This is a genomic window from Streptomyces sp. NPDC058257 (assembly GCF_042881845.1).
Classification (GTDB): Bacteria; Actinomycetota; Actinomycetes; order Streptomycetales; family Streptomycetaceae; genus Streptomyces.
Genome location: NZ_JBHVXJ010000029.1, coordinates 100609 through 115611, shown reverse-complemented (window position 1 = coordinate 115611; position 15003 = coordinate 100609). Strand labels below are relative to the sequence as shown.

Annotated in this window: 18 protein-coding genes; 12 read left to right on the top strand and 6 right to left on the bottom strand. The window is 71.1% G+C overall.

All coding sequences use genetic code 11. The features are described from left to right. The 4 genes from ACFVXC_RS39755 to ACFVXC_RS39740 all read left to right on the top strand — a co-directional run. On the top strand, positions 1-236 hold a 236-nt coding region (locus ACFVXC_RS39755; protein WP_389916216.1), incomplete at its 5' end, for a hypothetical protein. A 93-nt stretch (positions 237-329) separates the two neighbouring features. After that, a complete protein-coding gene (locus tag ACFVXC_RS39750; RefSeq protein ID WP_389916231.1) occupies positions 330-830 on the top strand; it encodes a SigE family RNA polymerase sigma factor in 501 nt (166 codons plus the stop codon). Beyond that, a complete protein-coding gene (locus ACFVXC_RS39745; protein WP_389916214.1) occupies positions 823-1164 on the top strand; it encodes a hypothetical protein in 342 nt (113 codons plus the stop codon). The genes ACFVXC_RS39750 and ACFVXC_RS39745 overlap by 8 nt, the downstream gene beginning before the upstream one ends. Positions 1165-1290: 126 nt before the next feature. Next, on the top strand, positions 1291-2562 hold the full coding sequence (locus ACFVXC_RS39740) for a mannosyltransferase family protein (protein WP_389916212.1): 1272 nt from the start codon (positions 1291-1293) through the stop codon (positions 2560-2562). Between the two features lie 132 nt (positions 2563-2694). Here the strand turns inward: ACFVXC_RS39740 and ACFVXC_RS39735 are convergent, their stop codons facing one another. Then, positions 2695-3411 carry an ANTAR domain-containing protein gene (locus ACFVXC_RS39735; RefSeq protein ID WP_389916210.1) on the bottom strand — a complete coding sequence of 239 codons (717 nt, stop codon included), beginning with the start codon at positions 3409-3411 and terminating at the stop codon, positions 2695-2697. A gap of 98 nt (positions 3412-3509) precedes the next feature. Next, positions 3510-4271, bottom strand: a complete 762-nt coding sequence (locus tag ACFVXC_RS39730; protein ID WP_389916208.1) for an ANTAR domain-containing protein — start codon at positions 4269-4271, stop codon at positions 3510-3512. Between the two features lie 848 nt (positions 4272-5119). On the opposite strand from ACFVXC_RS39730, the gene panD reads away from it, so the two are divergent. The 4 genes from panD (at position 5120) to ACFVXC_RS39710 (ending at position 7009) form a co-directional block, all read left to right on the top strand. After that, positions 5120-5560 carry an aspartate 1-decarboxylase gene (gene panD, locus ACFVXC_RS39725; RefSeq protein WP_389916206.1) on the top strand — a complete coding sequence of 147 codons (441 nt, stop codon included), beginning with the start codon at positions 5120-5122 and terminating at the stop codon, positions 5558-5560. Next, positions 5557-6207 carry an aspartate/glutamate racemase family protein gene (locus ACFVXC_RS39720; RefSeq protein ID WP_389916204.1) on the top strand — a complete coding sequence of 217 codons (651 nt, stop codon included), beginning with the start codon at positions 5557-5559 and terminating at the stop codon, positions 6205-6207. Before panD ends, ACFVXC_RS39720 begins: the two co-directional genes overlap by 4 nt. Before the next feature lie 65 nt (positions 6208-6272). Next, positions 6273-6719 (top strand): nitroreductase family deazaflavin-dependent oxidoreductase, encoded by a 447-nt coding sequence (locus ACFVXC_RS39715; RefSeq protein WP_389916202.1) that lies wholly within the window; start codon positions 6273-6275, stop codon positions 6717-6719. A gap of 95 nt (positions 6720-6814) precedes the next feature. After that, positions 6815-7009, top strand: coding sequence for a hypothetical protein (locus tag ACFVXC_RS39710; RefSeq protein ID WP_389916200.1), 195 nt, complete (start codon positions 6815-6817; stop codon positions 7007-7009). Positions 7010-7036: 27 nt separating this feature from the next. Here ACFVXC_RS39710 and gndA read toward each other — a convergent pair whose 3' ends face one another. Next, positions 7037-8479 carry an NADP-dependent phosphogluconate dehydrogenase gene (gene gndA, locus ACFVXC_RS39705; RefSeq protein WP_389916198.1) on the bottom strand — a complete coding sequence of 481 codons (1443 nt, stop codon included), beginning with the start codon at positions 8477-8479 and terminating at the stop codon, positions 7037-7039. A gap of 99 nt (positions 8480-8578) precedes the next feature. Between gndA and ACFVXC_RS39700 the strand changes: the two genes are divergently transcribed. Further along, entirely contained in the window at positions 8579-9550 is a 972-nt protein-coding gene (locus ACFVXC_RS39700; protein WP_389916196.1) for an acetylxylan esterase, read from the top strand. 115 nt (positions 9551-9665) lie between these two features. Further along, positions 9666-10886, top strand: coding sequence for a transglycosylase family protein (locus tag ACFVXC_RS39695; protein ID WP_389916194.1), 1221 nt, complete (start codon positions 9666-9668; stop codon positions 10884-10886). A 68-nt stretch (positions 10887-10954) separates the two neighbouring features. On the opposite strand, the gene ACFVXC_RS39690 is transcribed toward ACFVXC_RS39695, so the two are convergent. Next, positions 10955-11974, bottom strand: coding sequence for a DMT family transporter (locus ACFVXC_RS39690; protein WP_389916192.1), 1020 nt, complete (start codon positions 11972-11974; stop codon positions 10955-10957). A gap of 422 nt (positions 11975-12396) precedes the next feature. On the opposite strand from ACFVXC_RS39690, the gene ACFVXC_RS39685 reads away from it, so the two are divergent. Both ACFVXC_RS39685 and ACFVXC_RS39680 read left to right on the top strand, forming a co-directional pair. Beyond that, complete coding sequence (locus ACFVXC_RS39685) at positions 12397-13134, top strand: class I SAM-dependent methyltransferase (RefSeq protein ID WP_389916190.1); 738 nt, start codon at positions 12397-12399, stop codon at positions 13132-13134. Positions 13135-13145: 11 nt separating this feature from the next. Next, positions 13146-13865: a (2Fe-2S)-binding protein gene (locus ACFVXC_RS39680; protein WP_389916188.1), complete on the top strand. Its 720-nt coding sequence runs from the start codon at positions 13146-13148 to the stop codon at positions 13863-13865. Positions 13866-13906: 41 nt separating this feature from the next. On the opposite strand, the gene ACFVXC_RS39675 is transcribed toward ACFVXC_RS39680, so the two are convergent. Continuing rightward, positions 13907-14116 (bottom strand): 4-oxalocrotonate tautomerase family protein, encoded by a 210-nt coding sequence (locus tag ACFVXC_RS39675; protein WP_389916186.1) that lies wholly within the window; start codon positions 14114-14116, stop codon positions 13907-13909. A gap of 57 nt (positions 14117-14173) precedes the next feature. Continuing rightward, positions 14174-14941 carry an SDR family oxidoreductase gene (locus ACFVXC_RS39670; protein ID WP_389916184.1) on the bottom strand — a complete coding sequence of 256 codons (768 nt, stop codon included), beginning with the start codon at positions 14939-14941 and terminating at the stop codon, positions 14174-14176. Positions 14942-15003: the final 62 nt, after the last annotated feature.

Genomic DNA, 15003 nt, shown 5'->3' with positions numbered 1-15003 from the left:
CGCCGGACCGGCTGGGGCACTCCAGCCGGTCCGGCGCGTTCTGCGTGCGCTTCCTGGTGCCGCGCGGCCGAATCGGCGTCGACCCCGACCTGTCGGTGCTCCTGCCTCCGGTCGGGAGAGGCACCTCAGTCGAGAGCGGGCGGTGCCGTGCGCACGGCCGGGATCGTCCCCGTGAAGTGGAGCGGGTCTACTCGGCCAGGAGCGTGGCGGGAGTCGTCTCACGGTGGCGCACGTGACGACGGTCACTCCATTATCTCTGCGTCGGTGTCAACCGGATCGACCTCGGCAGGCGTATGCCTACTGAAACGAAAGAGATCCAGGAGTGGCCGTTGACCGTCGAGGAGTTCGAAAAGTTCTATGCGCAGACGGTCACGCGTCTCACGGGGCAGTTGTACGTCATGCTCGGCGACCTGCACGAGGCGCAGGACGTCGTGCAGGAGGCGTTCGTGCGGGGATGGCGGCATCGGCGCCGCCTCGAACGTGACGGACAGCCGGAAGCGTGGATCCGCACCACCGCCTGGCGCCTCGCGGTGAGCCGCTGGCGCTTTGGGCGGCGTACCGCGGATGCCTGGCAGCGCAGCGGCGCACCGCCGGACACCGAGGGGCCAGGACCCGAGGCGGTGGTGCTCGTGGACGCGCTGCGCACCCTGCCCGCCCAGCAGCGCCGCACGATGACCCTGCACTACCTGTGCGATCTGAGCGTCGAGCAGATCGCCGGTGAGACGGGCGTGTCCAGCGGCACGGTCAAGACCCATCTGTTCCGTGGGCGAGCCGCGCTGGCCGACCGCCTCAAGGACTCGCGTGTCGAGGAGGAGGCTTTCGATGTCTGAGCCGCATGACCCGTTGCGCTCGCTGTTCCATCAGGCCGCCGACCGCGGCCAGGCCCAGGCAGGGCCACTCCCGTTCGCGCGGATCGCCGAGCGCGGCAGGAAGTCGCAGCGCCGCCGACGCACCGCGGTCGCGTTCGCCGCGTGCCTGGTGCTGGGGGGTGGTGGAGCGGCTGCCGCCACGCTGCTGCCGGGCGACCCGGCACCGGTACCCCCGGCGAACGCACCGTCCCAGCCCGCGCCGTCGCCGCTGGACACCGCCCCGCCGCCCACCTCCGTGTCATCGACCCCTCCTCCGCCCGGCGAACCAAGCAGCTCGGGCCCGCCCGCGCGCTGAGCCGCCGAGCACCGCGCACCCGGCTCCACGACCGACTGCTCCGCACGCCCCTGCCCTGACACCCGTGACCCGGCGGGCCCCACCGGCCGATGCCGCATGCCCGCACCCACCCCGGAAGTGCCCTTTATGTCGCCTTCTATACCCTCTTCGGTCACGCGGCCGCCCGAGCGATCGACAGCCCCCGTACAGCCCGGCGACAAGCCGCCGGTGCAGCCCCGGTGGGAAGGACCGGACGGCCGTACCGTCCCGCCCGCCGGCCGCGCCGCCCCGCGCCTTTCGCCCGCCGACCGCGAAGTGCTGTGGCTGTACCTGCTGACGCGCGTGGCCATCTGGATGACCGCCTACTGCGCCCGCTGGCTCTACCCCGCCAAGCCGGACACCCGGTACCCGGACAGCGTCCTCGCTCCCTTCGAGCACTGGGACTGGGCCCACTACGTGAACATCGCGCGCGACGGCTACTTCCCCGGCGGAGCCGGTCCCGCACTCGGTGACTGGGACAACCGGGAGGCCTTCTTCCCCGGCTTTCCGCTCCTGTTGCGCGCCGTCCACCTCGTGGTGCCGCACTGGACCGTGGCAGGAGTGCTGATCTCCTTCTGCGCAGGGGCCGTCGCGGTCCTCGCGCTGGCCAGGATCGCCCGCTTCCACCTGCGGCATCCGTCAGCCGGCCGACGCGCCGCCTTGTTCCTGCTGCTGTCACCGTGCGCCGTGTTCCTGGCCGTCGGCTACACCGAGGCCCTCTTCCTCGCCCTGGCGCTGCCCGCCTGGCTCGCGGCCCAGCGGCACGGCTGGGCCCTCGCCGCCACCCTGGCGGCACTGGCGAGCACCGTCCGCGTCACCGGGCTCTTCCTCGCCGCGGCCATCGCCCTGCACTTCGTGCTCACCTCCCGCACCCACCGACGTTGGCGCTCGTTGCCCTGGCTGGCCCTGCCCGCGCTCCCGGCCGCCCTCTACAGCTGGTATCTGCACGCGCACACCGGTGACTGGATGGCCTGGCAGCACGCGCAGGAACGCGGCTGGCACCGCGTGTTCCACACACCGTGGGAGGCGTGGTCCCGTACCTGGGACGCCGCGTTCTCCCACGTCCAGAGCACCGGGTACGCCGGTATGTTCCAGGCCGAACTGGTAGCCATGGCCGTAGGTCTCCTCCTGCTCGCCCTGCTGATCCGGCGCCGCCGATGGCCCGAAGCCCTCTACCTCGCCCTCAACCTCTGGGCCCTCGGTACCTCGTACTGGTACATGTCCATCCCCCGCGCCACCCTCGTGTGGTGGCCGCTGTGGATCGCCCTGGCCGGCTGGAGCCTGCGCCGCCCGCGGGTCACCACGGTCTTCCTGTGCCTGGGTGCCCCGCTCACGACGGTCGTCACCCTCACCTTCCTGACGGGGCGCTGGGCCGGATGAGGCGTCGGCCGACTCCCGTCAACACGATGGTGGCCTGCCTCGGCAGGCCGTTGCGAGCACGGCGTATCGGGCCTCCTTACGGGGGCGTTCCACGGCGATCGAGGGCTGGGAGACGACACCTCGTGGCCTGGGTCAGGACGTCAGACCGGCGAGGGGTTCGGAGTCCTCAACGAATGCGCGGGCCACGTCGGACAGACGGCGGTTGTGGGCGCGGGCGTAGCGGCGCAGAGCGATGAATGCCTGTTCCATGTCCATGTTGTGGCGTTCGGCGAGCTTGCCCTTGGCCTGTTCGATCAGTACGCGGCTGTTCAGCGCGGTCTGCAGTTGCTCGTTGAGGGCAGTGGCGCGATGGGTGGACCGTTGCTGGAGCAGGCTGATGGTGGCGACGTCGGCCAGAGCCTGGGCGATGGGCGTGCCGACCGGGTCGAAGGGACCGGGAGCGGCGCGGAAGAGGTTGAGGGCGCCGACGACTTCGTCCCGTAGGCGCATCGGCAGAGCCTGGACCGCGCCGAAGCCGTGGAGCTGGGCCTGGGCGGTGAAGCGAGGCCAGCGGGCGCTCTGCGTACGCAGGTCGGGGACGGTCACCGGCGTGCCGGTGCGGAAGCAGTCAAGGCAGGGGCCTTCGTCGTTCTGGAGCTGGAAGAGTTCCAGCAGGCGCACCTGTTCGTCGGAGGCGGCCATCACGCGCAGTGCGCCGTCGCGGTCCGCGAGCAGCACTCCGGCGGCGCTCACGCCCAGCATCCCCACACAGCGGTCGGTCAGCAGGCGCAGGAAGTCGATCAGGTCGAAGTCGGCGACCAGCGTGTCCGCGAGCTCGACGAAGGTCTTGGCCAGGAGTCGCTCATTCATTGTCAACACCCTTTATGGAGGCTAGCCCTGCCGGGAGGGGAGGAGGGGGCGCGGGGAGTACGGCGGCATCGTGCGCCGCTCGGACTGAGCACGGGGCGTCAGGCACCCCCACCGGTCCGGATCGGCTCCGCGTCCGGGAAGAAGCGGAGCCGGCGGGCCACCACGTCGGCGGCCACGACGGTGAGCCGGAGCCCCTGGGCATAGGCGTAGGCGCGCAGCCGGACGAAGGCTTCCTCGACACCGACGCCGAGCTGGATGATGAGCATGCCGGTGGCCTGGGAGATCTCCGCCCGGTACCCGCCCAGGTCCTCCAAGTGCCCTATCGGCGCCCCGTCACCGGGGAGACCACATGTCTCGTCGATCCGCGTGTCGAGCAGGACCAGCGTCGCGAGATCAGCGAAAGCCAGTGCGTCGGCCAGTTCTTCCCCGCTCAATCGGATCGGGACCCGGGCGTACAGGTCCAGAACCCCGGGGCTGATCGCCCCGTTCTGCAGAGGCAGCGCGAAGACCGCCCGCGCTCCGGACACCAGCGCCGCATCAGCGAACACGGGCCAGCAGTGCCGCAGTTCACTGTCCCGCAGGTCGGGCGTCAGGACCGCGGAGCCGTGCGTGAAGGCATCCACACACGGTCCCTCGCCCAACATCAGCTGCAGCTCCTCCAGACGCTCACTGATGGGATCGGTACTGCACAAAGGATGGCTCGCGCTGGTCCGCGACATCGCCGAGAGACCGGCACCGCCGACCGGAAGCGCGGCCACCGCCGCCGTGCACACATCCATCACGCCGATCCGAGCACCATGCCGGGCCGCCTCCTCGGCGACCAGTACGCGGATCCGGGGCGACCGGCTTTCGAGTGTCACCCGGGCCACCTCGTCCAGGCGGCCACAGCCCACCGCCCGAAGCGGCAGGTCCGGCCGGAGCGAGCCGGTGCAACGTCTTGGAGCACGCCGGGAGATGGCACCGGGGCGGCGGGGAGGGAAGCCGGTACGAGAGCGGACAGTAGCCCCTTGCCGTCGCGCAGACACTGCCCAAGGGGTGTGCGCGTCAGTGGCACCGTCTTGAGGCCGATCCCGCCGGCGAGGGTGATCGGAGCCCGGGTCCTTCTGTCGTGCGGGTAGACGTTCAACGGTGGTAACGACATGACACCTCGTCCCGGAGACTTGCCGGCGGAGTCATGGGGTGTGGCCGGACCACCGGCTCCTCTGGGACGCTCCCGGCAAGGGCATACATTCGGCGGAGGCCGCGAACGGACGGTCCGGCAATCTGTCCAACGGACAGGGAACTGCCCCGTTCCCTCCAGGGGATGCAACGGGTGATCGGAAGAAGAGGGTCCGCTCCCCGCAACCATCCGTGTTGAGCAACAACATCCGTGTTGAGGAACAACAGGTCCGCCGGGGTCCAGGACGTCCGTACCTCAGGATAGTCCCATCCCGCCCGAGCAGGTGTCCGGAAGCCGCCTATTCTCCGGGGCCGGGCGGCGGCCAGGCCTAGCCGGACGGATCGGCTGAGCCGATGGACCGGACGGTGAACTGGCCGGACGACGACAGGCCGCGCTCTGACGGTGCGTCGAGAAGGGGGGGCGTTTGGGCAGCGTGAGACCTGAAGGAACCGGGAGCGGCTGTCCGGGCGCGCGACACGTTGTACGCTCGATAATGAGCCCTTGACCTGCAAAAACTCAGGCAGGGAGCCTATCTTCCGGAGTGCCTCCATGCTGCGTACAATGCTGAAGTCCAAGATCCACCGCGCCACGGTCACCCAGGCCGACCTCCACTACGTGGGCTCGGTCACCATCGACGCCGACCTCCTCGACGCCGCCGACCTACTGCCGGGTGAACTCGTACACATCGTCGACATCACCAACGGCGCCCGCCTGGAGACGTACACCATCGAAGGCGAGCGCGGCAGCGGTGTCATCGGCATCAACGGCGCGGCGGCCCACCTCGTGCACCCCGGCGACAGGGTGATCATCATCAGCTACGCCCAGGTCGACGACGTAGAGGCACGCACCCTGCGGCCCAAGGTCGTGCACGTCGACGGCGAGGACAACCGCGTCGTGGCCCTCGGCGACGACGCGGCCGCGCCGGTGCCGGGCGCTCACGACATGGCACGTAGCCCGCAGGCCGCGCACGAACTCCAGGAGAGCCGATGACACTCGCCCTGCTGCACACATCGCCCGTGCACGTCCCCGTCTTCGAGGGGCTGCGGGACCAGGACCACCCCGGGTTCGTCCTGCGGCACCTGGTCCACGAGGACCTGCTCGCGCGGGCCCGCGCCGAAGGCCCTGACGCGGTGGCCGACGACATCCAGGAACTGCTTGTACGGGCCGTCGCCGAAGGGGCGAGTGTCGTGCTCTGCACCTGCTCGACGATCGGCGCCGTCGCCGAGGCCCGCGCCGCCGCCGTCGGTGTGCCCCTCGTGCGGGTCGACCGGCCCATGGCGGCCCTGGCCGTGGCCGCGGGGCGGGCCGTGGCCGTCGTCGCCACCCTGGAGAGCACCCTGGGCCCGACCCGCGCCCTCGTCGAGGACGAGGCGGCCCGCGCGGGGCGGCCCGTCGACGTCACGACGGTCCTCGTGGACGGCGCCTGGGAGCGGTTCGAGGCCGGTGACAGGGAAGGCCACGCACGCCTGATCGCGGACGCAGTCGACACCCTGGACGGCGTCGACTCCGTCGTCCTCGCCCAGGCGTCCATGGCGCAAGCGGCGGATCGCACCACGCTCCCCGTGCCCGTCGTCTCCAGCCCGCGCCCCGGACTGCGCGCGGCTGTTCTCCGGTGCGTCGCGGACGCCAAGTCGTAGGCTGATCGTGGGAGGTGAGCGACATCTCACCTCCCGCGTACCCCTTCGACTTCACAGGAGCGGACATGGCGCAGCGGGACGAAGAAGCCGTGATCAGTCCCACCGGCTGGGTGGCCGACCAGGCCCGACTGTACGAGGAGTCGGGCGGCACCAAGGGAACCGGGGTACAGGGTGTCACCTGCCTGCTGCTCGACTACCGCGGAAGGCGCACGGGGCAGTTGCGCCGCACCGTACTGATCTACGGCCGCGACGGCGACGACTACCTCATCGTGGCCTCGAACGGCGGAGCCGACGAGCACCCCCTGTGGTACCGCAACATCGTCGACGAGCCCGACGTACGGCTCCGCGTAGGCACCGAGGAGCGGTTCGCCGCTCGCGCGCAGACCCTGTCGGCCGCGGACAAGGCCAGGGTCTGGCCGGGCCTCGTCGAACTGTTCGCCCCCTACGCGGACTATCAGGCCAAGACGGATCGCGACATTCCCGTCGTGCGGCTCCGCCGCACCCAGGACTGAGGTCGGACGGCACCGGGACGCGTTAACTCGGCAGGCGTGGGCACGCGAGGCGGGAGAGAGTGGACACGACCGATCTCCGACTCGATGGAGGAGACATGACCGTCCCGTACCCCGACCCCGTGCCGCCGAGCCCGATCCCCGACCCCGGCGGACCGAGCCCGGTGCCCGAACCCGAGCGCCCCACGCCCGGACCGGGCCCCGGGCCCGTGCCGCGTCCCACGCCGGATCCGCCGCCCACCCCGCTCCCGCCCCCGGGACCGGAGCCCGAGACGGAGCCGAAGCCGGTCTGACGGCGGACGGAAGTCCTACGGCAGGCCCTAGGCCCGCACCTCCGAGCGGTCCCCGCCCCACAGGGTGTGGAACGACCCCTCGCGGTCCGTACGCCGATAGGTGTGCGCACCGAAGTAGTCCCGCTGCCCCTGCGTGAGCGCGGCGGGCAGCCGGTCGGCGCGCAGCGCGTCGTAGTACGCGAGGGCCGCCGAGAAGCCCGGCGTGGGGACACCCTGTCGGGTGGCCGCGACCAGGACGGCGCGCCAGTCGTCCTGGGCCGCGCCGATCTCCTGCGCGAACGTCTTGTCCGAGAGCAGGCTCGGCAGATCCGCGCGTGTGTCGTACGCGGCGCGGATGCGGTCGAGGAAGGCGGCGCGGATGATGCAGCCGCCGCGCCAGATGGCGGCGACCGCGCCCAGGTCGATGTCCCAGCCGTACTCCTCGCTGCCCGCGGCGACCTCGTGGAAGCCCTGCGTGTACGACACGATCTTCGAGGCGTACAGCGCCTGCTCGACCTGGTCGGCGAACGCCGCGGCCTCGGACTCGTTCAGCGGACGTGCCGTCGGGCCCGCCAAGTCCTGTGACGCCGCGCGCAGTTCGGAGTGGCCGGAGAGTGAGCGGGCGAACACCGCCTCCGCGATGCCCGACACCGGAACACCCAGGTCGAGGGCGATCTGCACGGTCCAGCGGCCCGTGCCCTTCTGCTCGGCCTGGTCCTGGACGACGTCCACGAACGGCTTGCCCGTCGCGGCGTCCACGTGCTTGAGGACCTCCGCCGTGATCTCGATCAGATACGAGTCCAGGCGGCCGGTGTTCCAGGTGCGGAAGATGTCCGCGATCTGCGCGGGGGAGTAGCCCGCCACATCGCGAAGGAGCTGATACGCCTCGGCGATCAGCTGCATGTCCGCGTACTCGATGCCGTTGTGCACCATCTTCACGAAGTGCCCCGCGCCGTCCGCGCCGACGTGGGTGACGCACGGCGCGCCGTCCTCGGCCTTCGCTGAGATCTTCTCCAGCATCGGACCGAGCGAGGCGTACGACTCGGGGGAGCCGCCCGGCATGATGCTCGGGCCGAGCAGCGCGCCCTCCTCGCCGCCCGAGACGCCCGTGCCGACGAAGTGGATGTCCTGCTCGCGCAGTTCACGCTCACGGCGCCGGGTGTCCGCGAAATGCGCGTTGCCGCCGTCGACGATCATGTCGCCCGGCTCCAGGAGCGGGGCGAACTCCTTGATGACGGCGTCCGTGGGCTCGCCCGCCTTCACCATGATGACGAGGCGGCGGGGGCGCTCCAGGGCCGCGACGAACTCCTCGGCGGTCCCGGTGGAGATGAAATCGCCCTCGTGGCCGAACTCCTCGACCAACGCCTTGGTCTTGGCCGCCGTGCGGTTGTGGACGGCGACGGTGTAGCCGTTGCGTGCGAAGTTGCGGGCCAGATTGCGCCCCATGACCGCGAGGCCCGTGACACCGATCTGGGCTGACGTGCTGCTCATGCCGTGGCTCCTGGAAGTGGAAGTGCCGCCTGTGTTCGCCAGTATTGCCCCGCGGCGTAGCGTGACATTCCGACACTGTGTCCGACGGAGGAGCCGCCCGTGCCCCATTTCGACATGCCGCTCGACGAACTGCGCCGCTACCGGCCTGATGTGAACGAGCCCGAGGATTTCGACGCCTTCTGGGAGAAGACCCTTTCGGCGGCACGTGAGCACGACCTGGACGCCCGCTTCGTCCCCGTCGAGACGCACCTGAGCACGGTCGACGTGTTCGACGTGACGTTCGCGGGGTTCGGCGGTCACCCCGTCAGAGGTTGGCTGATACTGCCCGCCGGGACGACCGAGCCGCTGCCCGTCGTCGTCGAGTACATCGGATACGGCGGCGGCCGTGGTCTCCCGCACGAGCGTCTGCTGTGGTCGGCGGCCGGCTTCGCGCACTTCGTGATGGACACCCGGGGCCAGGGCAGCGGCGGTTCGGCGGGCGACACCCCCGACCCGGTCGGCAGCGGGCCCGCCTACCCCGGCTACATGACGCGCGGCATCGAGGACCCCCACGAGTACTACTACCGGCGTGTCTACACCGACGGCGTCCGGGCCGTCGAGGCGGCCCGTGCACATCCGCTGGTGGACTCCTCGCGTGTCGCCGCGGTCGGCGGCAGCCAGGGCGGCGGGATCACGCTCGCCGTCGGCGGGCTCGTCCCCGATCTGGCGGCGATCGCGTCCGACGTACCGTTCCTGTGCGACTTCCCGCGCGCCACGACCCTCACCGACCGGCCGCCGTACCGCGAGATCGCGCTCTACATGAAGGCGAAGCGCGGCTGCGAGGAACGCGTCTTTCGTACGCTGGCGTACTTCGACGGCGTGCACTTCGCCGCGCGCGGCACGGCGCCCGCGCTCTTCTCGGCGGCTCTCGAGGATCTGACGTGCCCGCCGTCCACCGTGTTCGCCGCCCACAACTCCTATGCGGGGCCGGAGCGTTCGATGGAGGTGTACTCCTTCAACGATCATGAAGGCGGTGGCCCCTATCAGCAGAGCGTCCAACTCCGTTGGCTCCCGCTTCACTTGAAGGGCTGACCGGCGCGGGGCCCTCTTGGTCGTGCGCCCTTGTCATGGTCGGGTCGGACGGGCTAACTTGCCGCCTTGTCGTGTGTCTGACGTGACTGTGATGTGTGTGACTGAGGGGGCTCCCATGGCCGTACGCGGTCGGCACCGCCGGTATCAGCCGAACCGGATCAACCGAGCGTCGTTGACCGTCACGGCGGGCGGCGCTGGGATGGCGCTCCCGCTGATCGCCTCGGGCACGGCGGACGCCGCCGACGTCGACACCTGGAACAAGGTCGCGGCGTGCGAGTCCACCAGCAACTGGAGCATCAACACCGGAAACGGCTTCTACGGCGGCCTCCAGTTCACGCAGTCCACCTGGGCGGCGTACGGCGGCACCGCCTACGCCCCGCGCGCCGACCGCGCCACCAAGGACCAGCAGATAGCCGTCGCCGAGAAGGTCCTCAAGGCACAGGGCCCCAGGGCCTGGCCGGTCTGCTCGGAGCGGGCGGGCCTGGCACGGGGTGGCGACGCGCCCGACGTCAAGCCGATGGGCGGCCACAAGGCGGAGCCCAAGGCCCCCCAGCGCAAGGCGGAGCCCAAGGCCCCCCAGCGCAAGGCCAAGGACGTCAAGCCGGAAGTGACCCCGCAGTCCACCGCGGGCCGCGGCCAGATGTACACGGTCGTCCGCGGCGACACCCTCTCCGGGATCGCCGACGAGCGCCGGGTCAGCGGCGGCTGGCGACAGCTGTACGAAGCCAACCGCAAGGCCATCGGCGGCGACCCCGACCTGATCACGCCGGGCCAGCGGCTCGCTCTGCAGGCCTCGCAGAAGAAGGCCGACCAGCAGAAAGCCGCGCCCAAGCCGCGGACGGAACCGAAGCAGCGGACCGAGTCCAAGCCGAAGGCCGAGCCGAAGAAGGCGAAGGCCGAGCCCAGCAAGGCCAAGCCCGCCCAGGCATCACAGGGCTTCTCCGCGCCCGTGGCGGCCTCGCCGAGCACCCCGTACCGCGCGGCGGGCGGATCCTGGTCCAAGGGCTACCACACGGGAGTCGACTTCCCCGTGGCCACCGGGACTTCGGTGAAGTCCGTCGGCGCGGGCACGGTGGTCTCGGCCGGCTGGGGCGGTTCGTACGGCTACGAAGTGGTGATCCGGCACGCCGACGGCAAGTACTCCCAGTACGGCCACCTCTCGGCGCTCACCGTGAAGGCCGGGCAGAAGGTGGGCGCGGGGCAGCGCATCGCGCGCTCGGGGTCCACCGGCAACAGCACGGGCCCGCATCTGCACTTCGAGGTGCGGACCGGACCCGGCTTCGGCTCCGACGTCGACCCGCTCGCGTATCTGCGGGCCAAGGGCGTCCGGGTCTGAGAGCTCCTGAACGACCGAAGCCCCTGGGGGATCCCCCAGGGGCTTCAGGACGTGCGGGCCGACCCGGCTCAGGAGCCGATGTGCTCGCGGCCGTGGCGGAACGGCACCCGTCGGTGCGACCCGGTCGGGAGCTGGGAGGGAACCGCACGGAGTTCGTCGGCACGCAGTTCGTCGGCGTGCGGCTCGATGGGCACGGCGTCCGTCGCCACCGGACCGCCCTTGGCGACCGGGACCGTCGGTGCCGGAGCACCCTGCGCCGCGCCGATCCGCTCCGTGGTCAGCAGGATCAGACCGCCCGCGGCGACGACGCCGAAGCCCAGGGCGACGGCTGTACCCGCCGTGCCGTAGCGGAACGATTCCCCGAAGAGCGTGAGGCCCACCGCGGCGGCCACGACCGGATTCACGACGGTCACCGTCGACAGCGGCGCCGCCAGGCCCGCGCCTCGGTACGAGGCCTGCGAGATCAGCACACCGGCCGCGGCCAGGACAGCGATCACGGCGAGGCTGGGGATCTGATGCGTCAGGGCTACGTCCGCGTCCAGGTCCACCGCCACCGTCTTGGTGAACACCGAGGCGATACCGAAGGCGACACCCGCCGCACCGGCGAGCAGCACGCTGCGCACCACCGGATGCCGGTGCACCGCGTGTGCCACGACGATGAGCGCCACCACGGCGCCCGCCGTCATCAGGCCCACCATGAGCCGCTCCGCGCTGTCCAGGGACTGCGCGTCGGCCGACCGCGTCAGCGAGAGCAGCCCGGCGAGTCCCACGGTCGCCATGATCGCGCCGCGCCAGGCGGTGGCCCCCGCCTTGCGGCGGACGAAGAGGGCGGCCATCGGCAAGGCGAAGACTATGGTCAGGGCGCCGAGCGGCTGCACGAGGCTCAGCGGCCCGTACGCGAGCGCCACCACGTGAAGCAGCGCGCCGAGTCCGTTCAGCCCGATGGCGACCCACCACGCGCCGCGGCGCAGCGGGGCGTACCGCCGCTCCGGCGTGCTCACGGCGACGCGCTCCTGGAGAATGGCCCCGCCCGCGTACGCCACGGCGGAGACGAGGGAGAGCAGCACGGCGAGCGTGAGGGCACTCATGAGGTGCTCCACGGCTTGCGATGCGCCCCCTGGTGGGCCCGGGGCGTCCGGTGCGGCGAACGGTCGGCTTCCATACCCCCTACGATCTCGCGGATTTCGCTCCACGTCGTCGTACCTCAGCAGGCATTGGGTCCTACTGCCGATGGAGTACTGCCCGGGAGATGTCCTCCCCCGGGTGGGTTACGCAATGGTTCGTTGGATCATCCAGAGTCTCGAAAATTCGTGCGTGGGGGCCCTTCAGGACGCCCTCACCAGGCCACTGGACGCGGCGTGGGCGCGCCCGCGCACCTCTTGCGGACACCCGTCCTTCTACGCCGCTCCCAGCCCCTCCAGCGCCCGCCTACGGACTTACGGCAATACCGTCTGACCTGGGCTTTTGTGGTGACCGGCCGTATTCTCGACCCTCGGGGAAAGGGGTCCGGATGCACCGGAACATACGCACTGTCGACGACGTCCTGAAGCTCATGGACGGCCTGTTCGCGCCAGAAGCCGACCGGTGGACCGCTGACGCGGCAAGCTGGTGGGACGGTTTCTACGCCGATCGTGAGCGGCCGGTCCCGTTCTTCGTGGCGAAACCGGACGAGAACCTCGCCTCGTACGTCGACCGGGGCCTGCTCACCCCGGGCCGGGCCCTCGATCTGGGCTGCGGTCCCGGCCGTAACGCGCTGTATCTGGCCTCCCTGGGATTCCAGGTGGACGCCGTCGACCTCTCCCCGGCGGCCGTCTCCTGGGCCGAGGAGCGGGCCCGCGAGGCCGGGGCGGACATCCGTTTCCACCGCGGCGACGCCTTCGCCCTCGCGGAAGCCGAGCTGAGCGGCCCCTATGACCTGATCCACGACTCGGGCTGCTTCCACCACCTGCCGCCCCACCGCCGTGTCAGCTACCTCTCCCTGCTCGATCGCGCCCTCGCCCCCGGTGGCCACCTCGCCCTCACCAGCTTCGCCGCCGGGGACGCGGGCTCCGGCTCCGAGTTGCCCGACGCGGACCTCTACCGCGCGTCCGCACTCCAGGGCGGCCTGGCCTACACGCCGGAGTCCCTGCGCTGGATCTTCTGTGACCTCACGGAGGTCGAACTGCGCCGCATGCGCGACGAACCGGCCGACTCCGCGTACTTCGGTGAGCCCTTCCTGTGGACGGCCCTGTTCCGTCGGGACGCCTAGGCTCTGCTGTCGTGAAAGCCCCTCTCGACCTGACAGAAGTCGCGTCCGTCGGCGGATTCTTCGCCCTGCGTACAGGGGCGCCGCCGGGCGGCGCCCGGGTGGCGCCCCTGGCGCGGGTGTACGCGGGGGACGACGGGCCCCTCGCGTTCCGCGTCGACAAGGTCGCCGACCGCCTCGGCGCGCCCGATCTGCGGATCGGGGTCTCCGTGGCGCAGCTGGGGCTCGCGGCGCGGCTGTGGTCCGTGGCGCTCGGCTCGGCCGCGCTGCACGGCGAAGTGCCGGACCTCGACCCGGCGTCGCTGCACTGGGACGCGGACGGAAGCACCCCCGACGACCTGTGGCTGACGGACCTGACGACGCGGCCCGGCGATGCCGCGAGCATCCGCGACGTCGTACAACTCGGCCATCTGGCGCCCCTGGCCGACGCCCTGCGCACGCGGTACCGGATCTCCACACCTCTGCTGTGGGGCAACGCGGGCTCCGCGCTCGCCGGTGCGGCCCGTGAACTGGACACCTGGGCGCGGCGCATGGGGCGTACCGAAGTGGGGGAGCGCGCCAGGGCGCTGGCAGCCGAACTCTTCGACCACCCCGACCTGCGCGGCACCGGAACCCTGAGCGGCACAGCGTTCCGGCGGCGCAGCTGCTGCCTCTACTACCGATGCCCGGGCGGCGGTCTGTGCGGCGACTGTTGCTTCGAGCGAGCTCCCCGCCGCCGTACGTCAAGCATGTGACCAGAACCCCGTGCGGCAGGACTCCGTACAGAAGGTGGAGGTCAGGCGTCGCCGCCCAGCATGGCGGCGGTCAGGACATGGCCGGCGACCCCCCAGCCGCCGTCGGCCACTTCGTCGATGAGCACGACGGTGGTGGGGCGGGCCCGCTCACCGTAGATCTCCGCGTACAGGTCGGTGGTGCGCTCGACGAGCTTCTTCTTGTCCTCGGCGGTGACGGTGCCCGCGGGGACCTTGAAATGGGCGAAAGGCATGCGTGTCTCTCCTCGCGTGGAAGTCTTCCCGGTGGCGGTGGGGTCAGCGGACGGCGGTCACACCATGCCCCCGTTGGCTCGCAGGACCTGGCCGTTCACCCAGTGCCCTGCCCCGCTGGTGAGGAAGGCGACCACCTGGGCGATGTCTTCCGGGGTGCCCAGGCGCTCCAGGGGCGGGGTCTTGGCGAGCTGGTCGATCTGCTCGGGAGTCTTCCCCTCGATGAACAGGTCCGTGGCTGTGGGGCCGGGGGCGACGGTGTTGACGGTGATGTCCCGCCCGCGCAGCTCGCGGGCGAGGATCAGCGTGAGCGACTCGACGGCTGCCTTGCTCGACGCATACGCACCGTAGGCGGGGAACCGCGTGCCGACCACGGAGGTCGAGAACCCCACGAACGAGCCGCCCGCGCGCAGTCGCCGTGCGGCCTGCTGGGCGACGACGAAGGTGCCGCGGATGTTGGTGCGGTGCACGGAGTCGAGCACCGCCAGGTCGAGGTCGGCGACGGTCGACAGGGCGAGTCGGCCGGCACAGTTCACCACGACGTCCACGCCGCCGAACTCCTGCTCCGCCCGGTCGAACAACGCGGCGACCGCGTGCTCGTCCGCCACGTCTGCCCGCACTGAGACCGCCCGCCCGCCGGCGGCGGTGATCGCCGTCACCGTCTCGTCGGCGGCAGCCGCGTCGCGGGCGTAGTTCACCACGACGGCAAGGCCGTCCTGGGCGAGCTTGAGCGAGACCGCCCGGCCGATGCCGCGTGATCCGCCGGTGACGACGGCGACCCGCTCGGCCGCCGGAGGGGGAGTGGTGGTGTGGTGGTTCGTAGTCATGTCCTCCACGATGCGCCGCACCGGACGGCGGAGCCAGGGGATGTCATCCCCTGTGTCGGTGA

Excerpts from the sequence above, each read along its gene's own strand:
- ACFVXC_RS39745 (WP_389916214.1), top strand. The coding sequence starts at position 823 with ATGTCTGAGCCGCATGACCCGTTGCGCTCGCTGTTCCATCAGGCCGCC.
- ACFVXC_RS39740 (WP_389916212.1), top strand. The coding sequence starts at position 1,291 with ATGTCGCCTTCTATACCCTCTTCGGTCACGCGGCCGCCCGAGCGATCG.
- ACFVXC_RS39735 (WP_389916210.1), bottom strand. The coding sequence starts at position 3,411 with ATGAATGAGCGACTCCTGGCCAAGACCTTCGTCGAGCTCGCGGACACG.
- panD (WP_389916206.1), top strand. The coding sequence starts at position 5,120 with ATGCTGCGTACAATGCTGAAGTCCAAGATCCACCGCGCCACGGTCACC.
- ACFVXC_RS39720 (WP_389916204.1), top strand. The coding sequence starts at position 5,557 with ATGACACTCGCCCTGCTGCACACATCGCCCGTGCACGTCCCCGTCTTC.
- ACFVXC_RS39715 (WP_389916202.1), top strand. The coding sequence starts at position 6,273 with ATGGCGCAGCGGGACGAAGAAGCCGTGATCAGTCCCACCGGCTGGGTG.
- ACFVXC_RS39710 (WP_389916200.1), top strand. The coding sequence starts at position 6,815 with ATGACCGTCCCGTACCCCGACCCCGTGCCGCCGAGCCCGATCCCCGAC.
- gndA (WP_389916198.1), bottom strand. The coding sequence starts at position 8,479 with ATGAGCAGCACGTCAGCCCAGATCGGTGTCACGGGCCTCGCGGTCATG.
- ACFVXC_RS39695 (WP_389916194.1), top strand. The coding sequence starts at position 9,666 with ATGGCCGTACGCGGTCGGCACCGCCGGTATCAGCCGAACCGGATCAAC.
- ACFVXC_RS39690 (WP_389916192.1), bottom strand. The coding sequence starts at position 11,974 with ATGAGTGCCCTCACGCTCGCCGTGCTGCTCTCCCTCGTCTCCGCCGTG.
- ACFVXC_RS39685 (WP_389916190.1), top strand. The coding sequence starts at position 12,397 with ATGCACCGGAACATACGCACTGTCGACGACGTCCTGAAGCTCATGGAC.
- ACFVXC_RS39675 (WP_389916186.1), bottom strand. The coding sequence starts at position 14,116 with ATGCCTTTCGCCCATTTCAAGGTCCCCGCGGGCACCGTCACCGCCGAG.
- ACFVXC_RS39670 (WP_389916184.1), bottom strand. The coding sequence starts at position 14,941 with ATGACTACGAACCACCACACCACCACTCCCCCTCCGGCGGCCGAGCGG.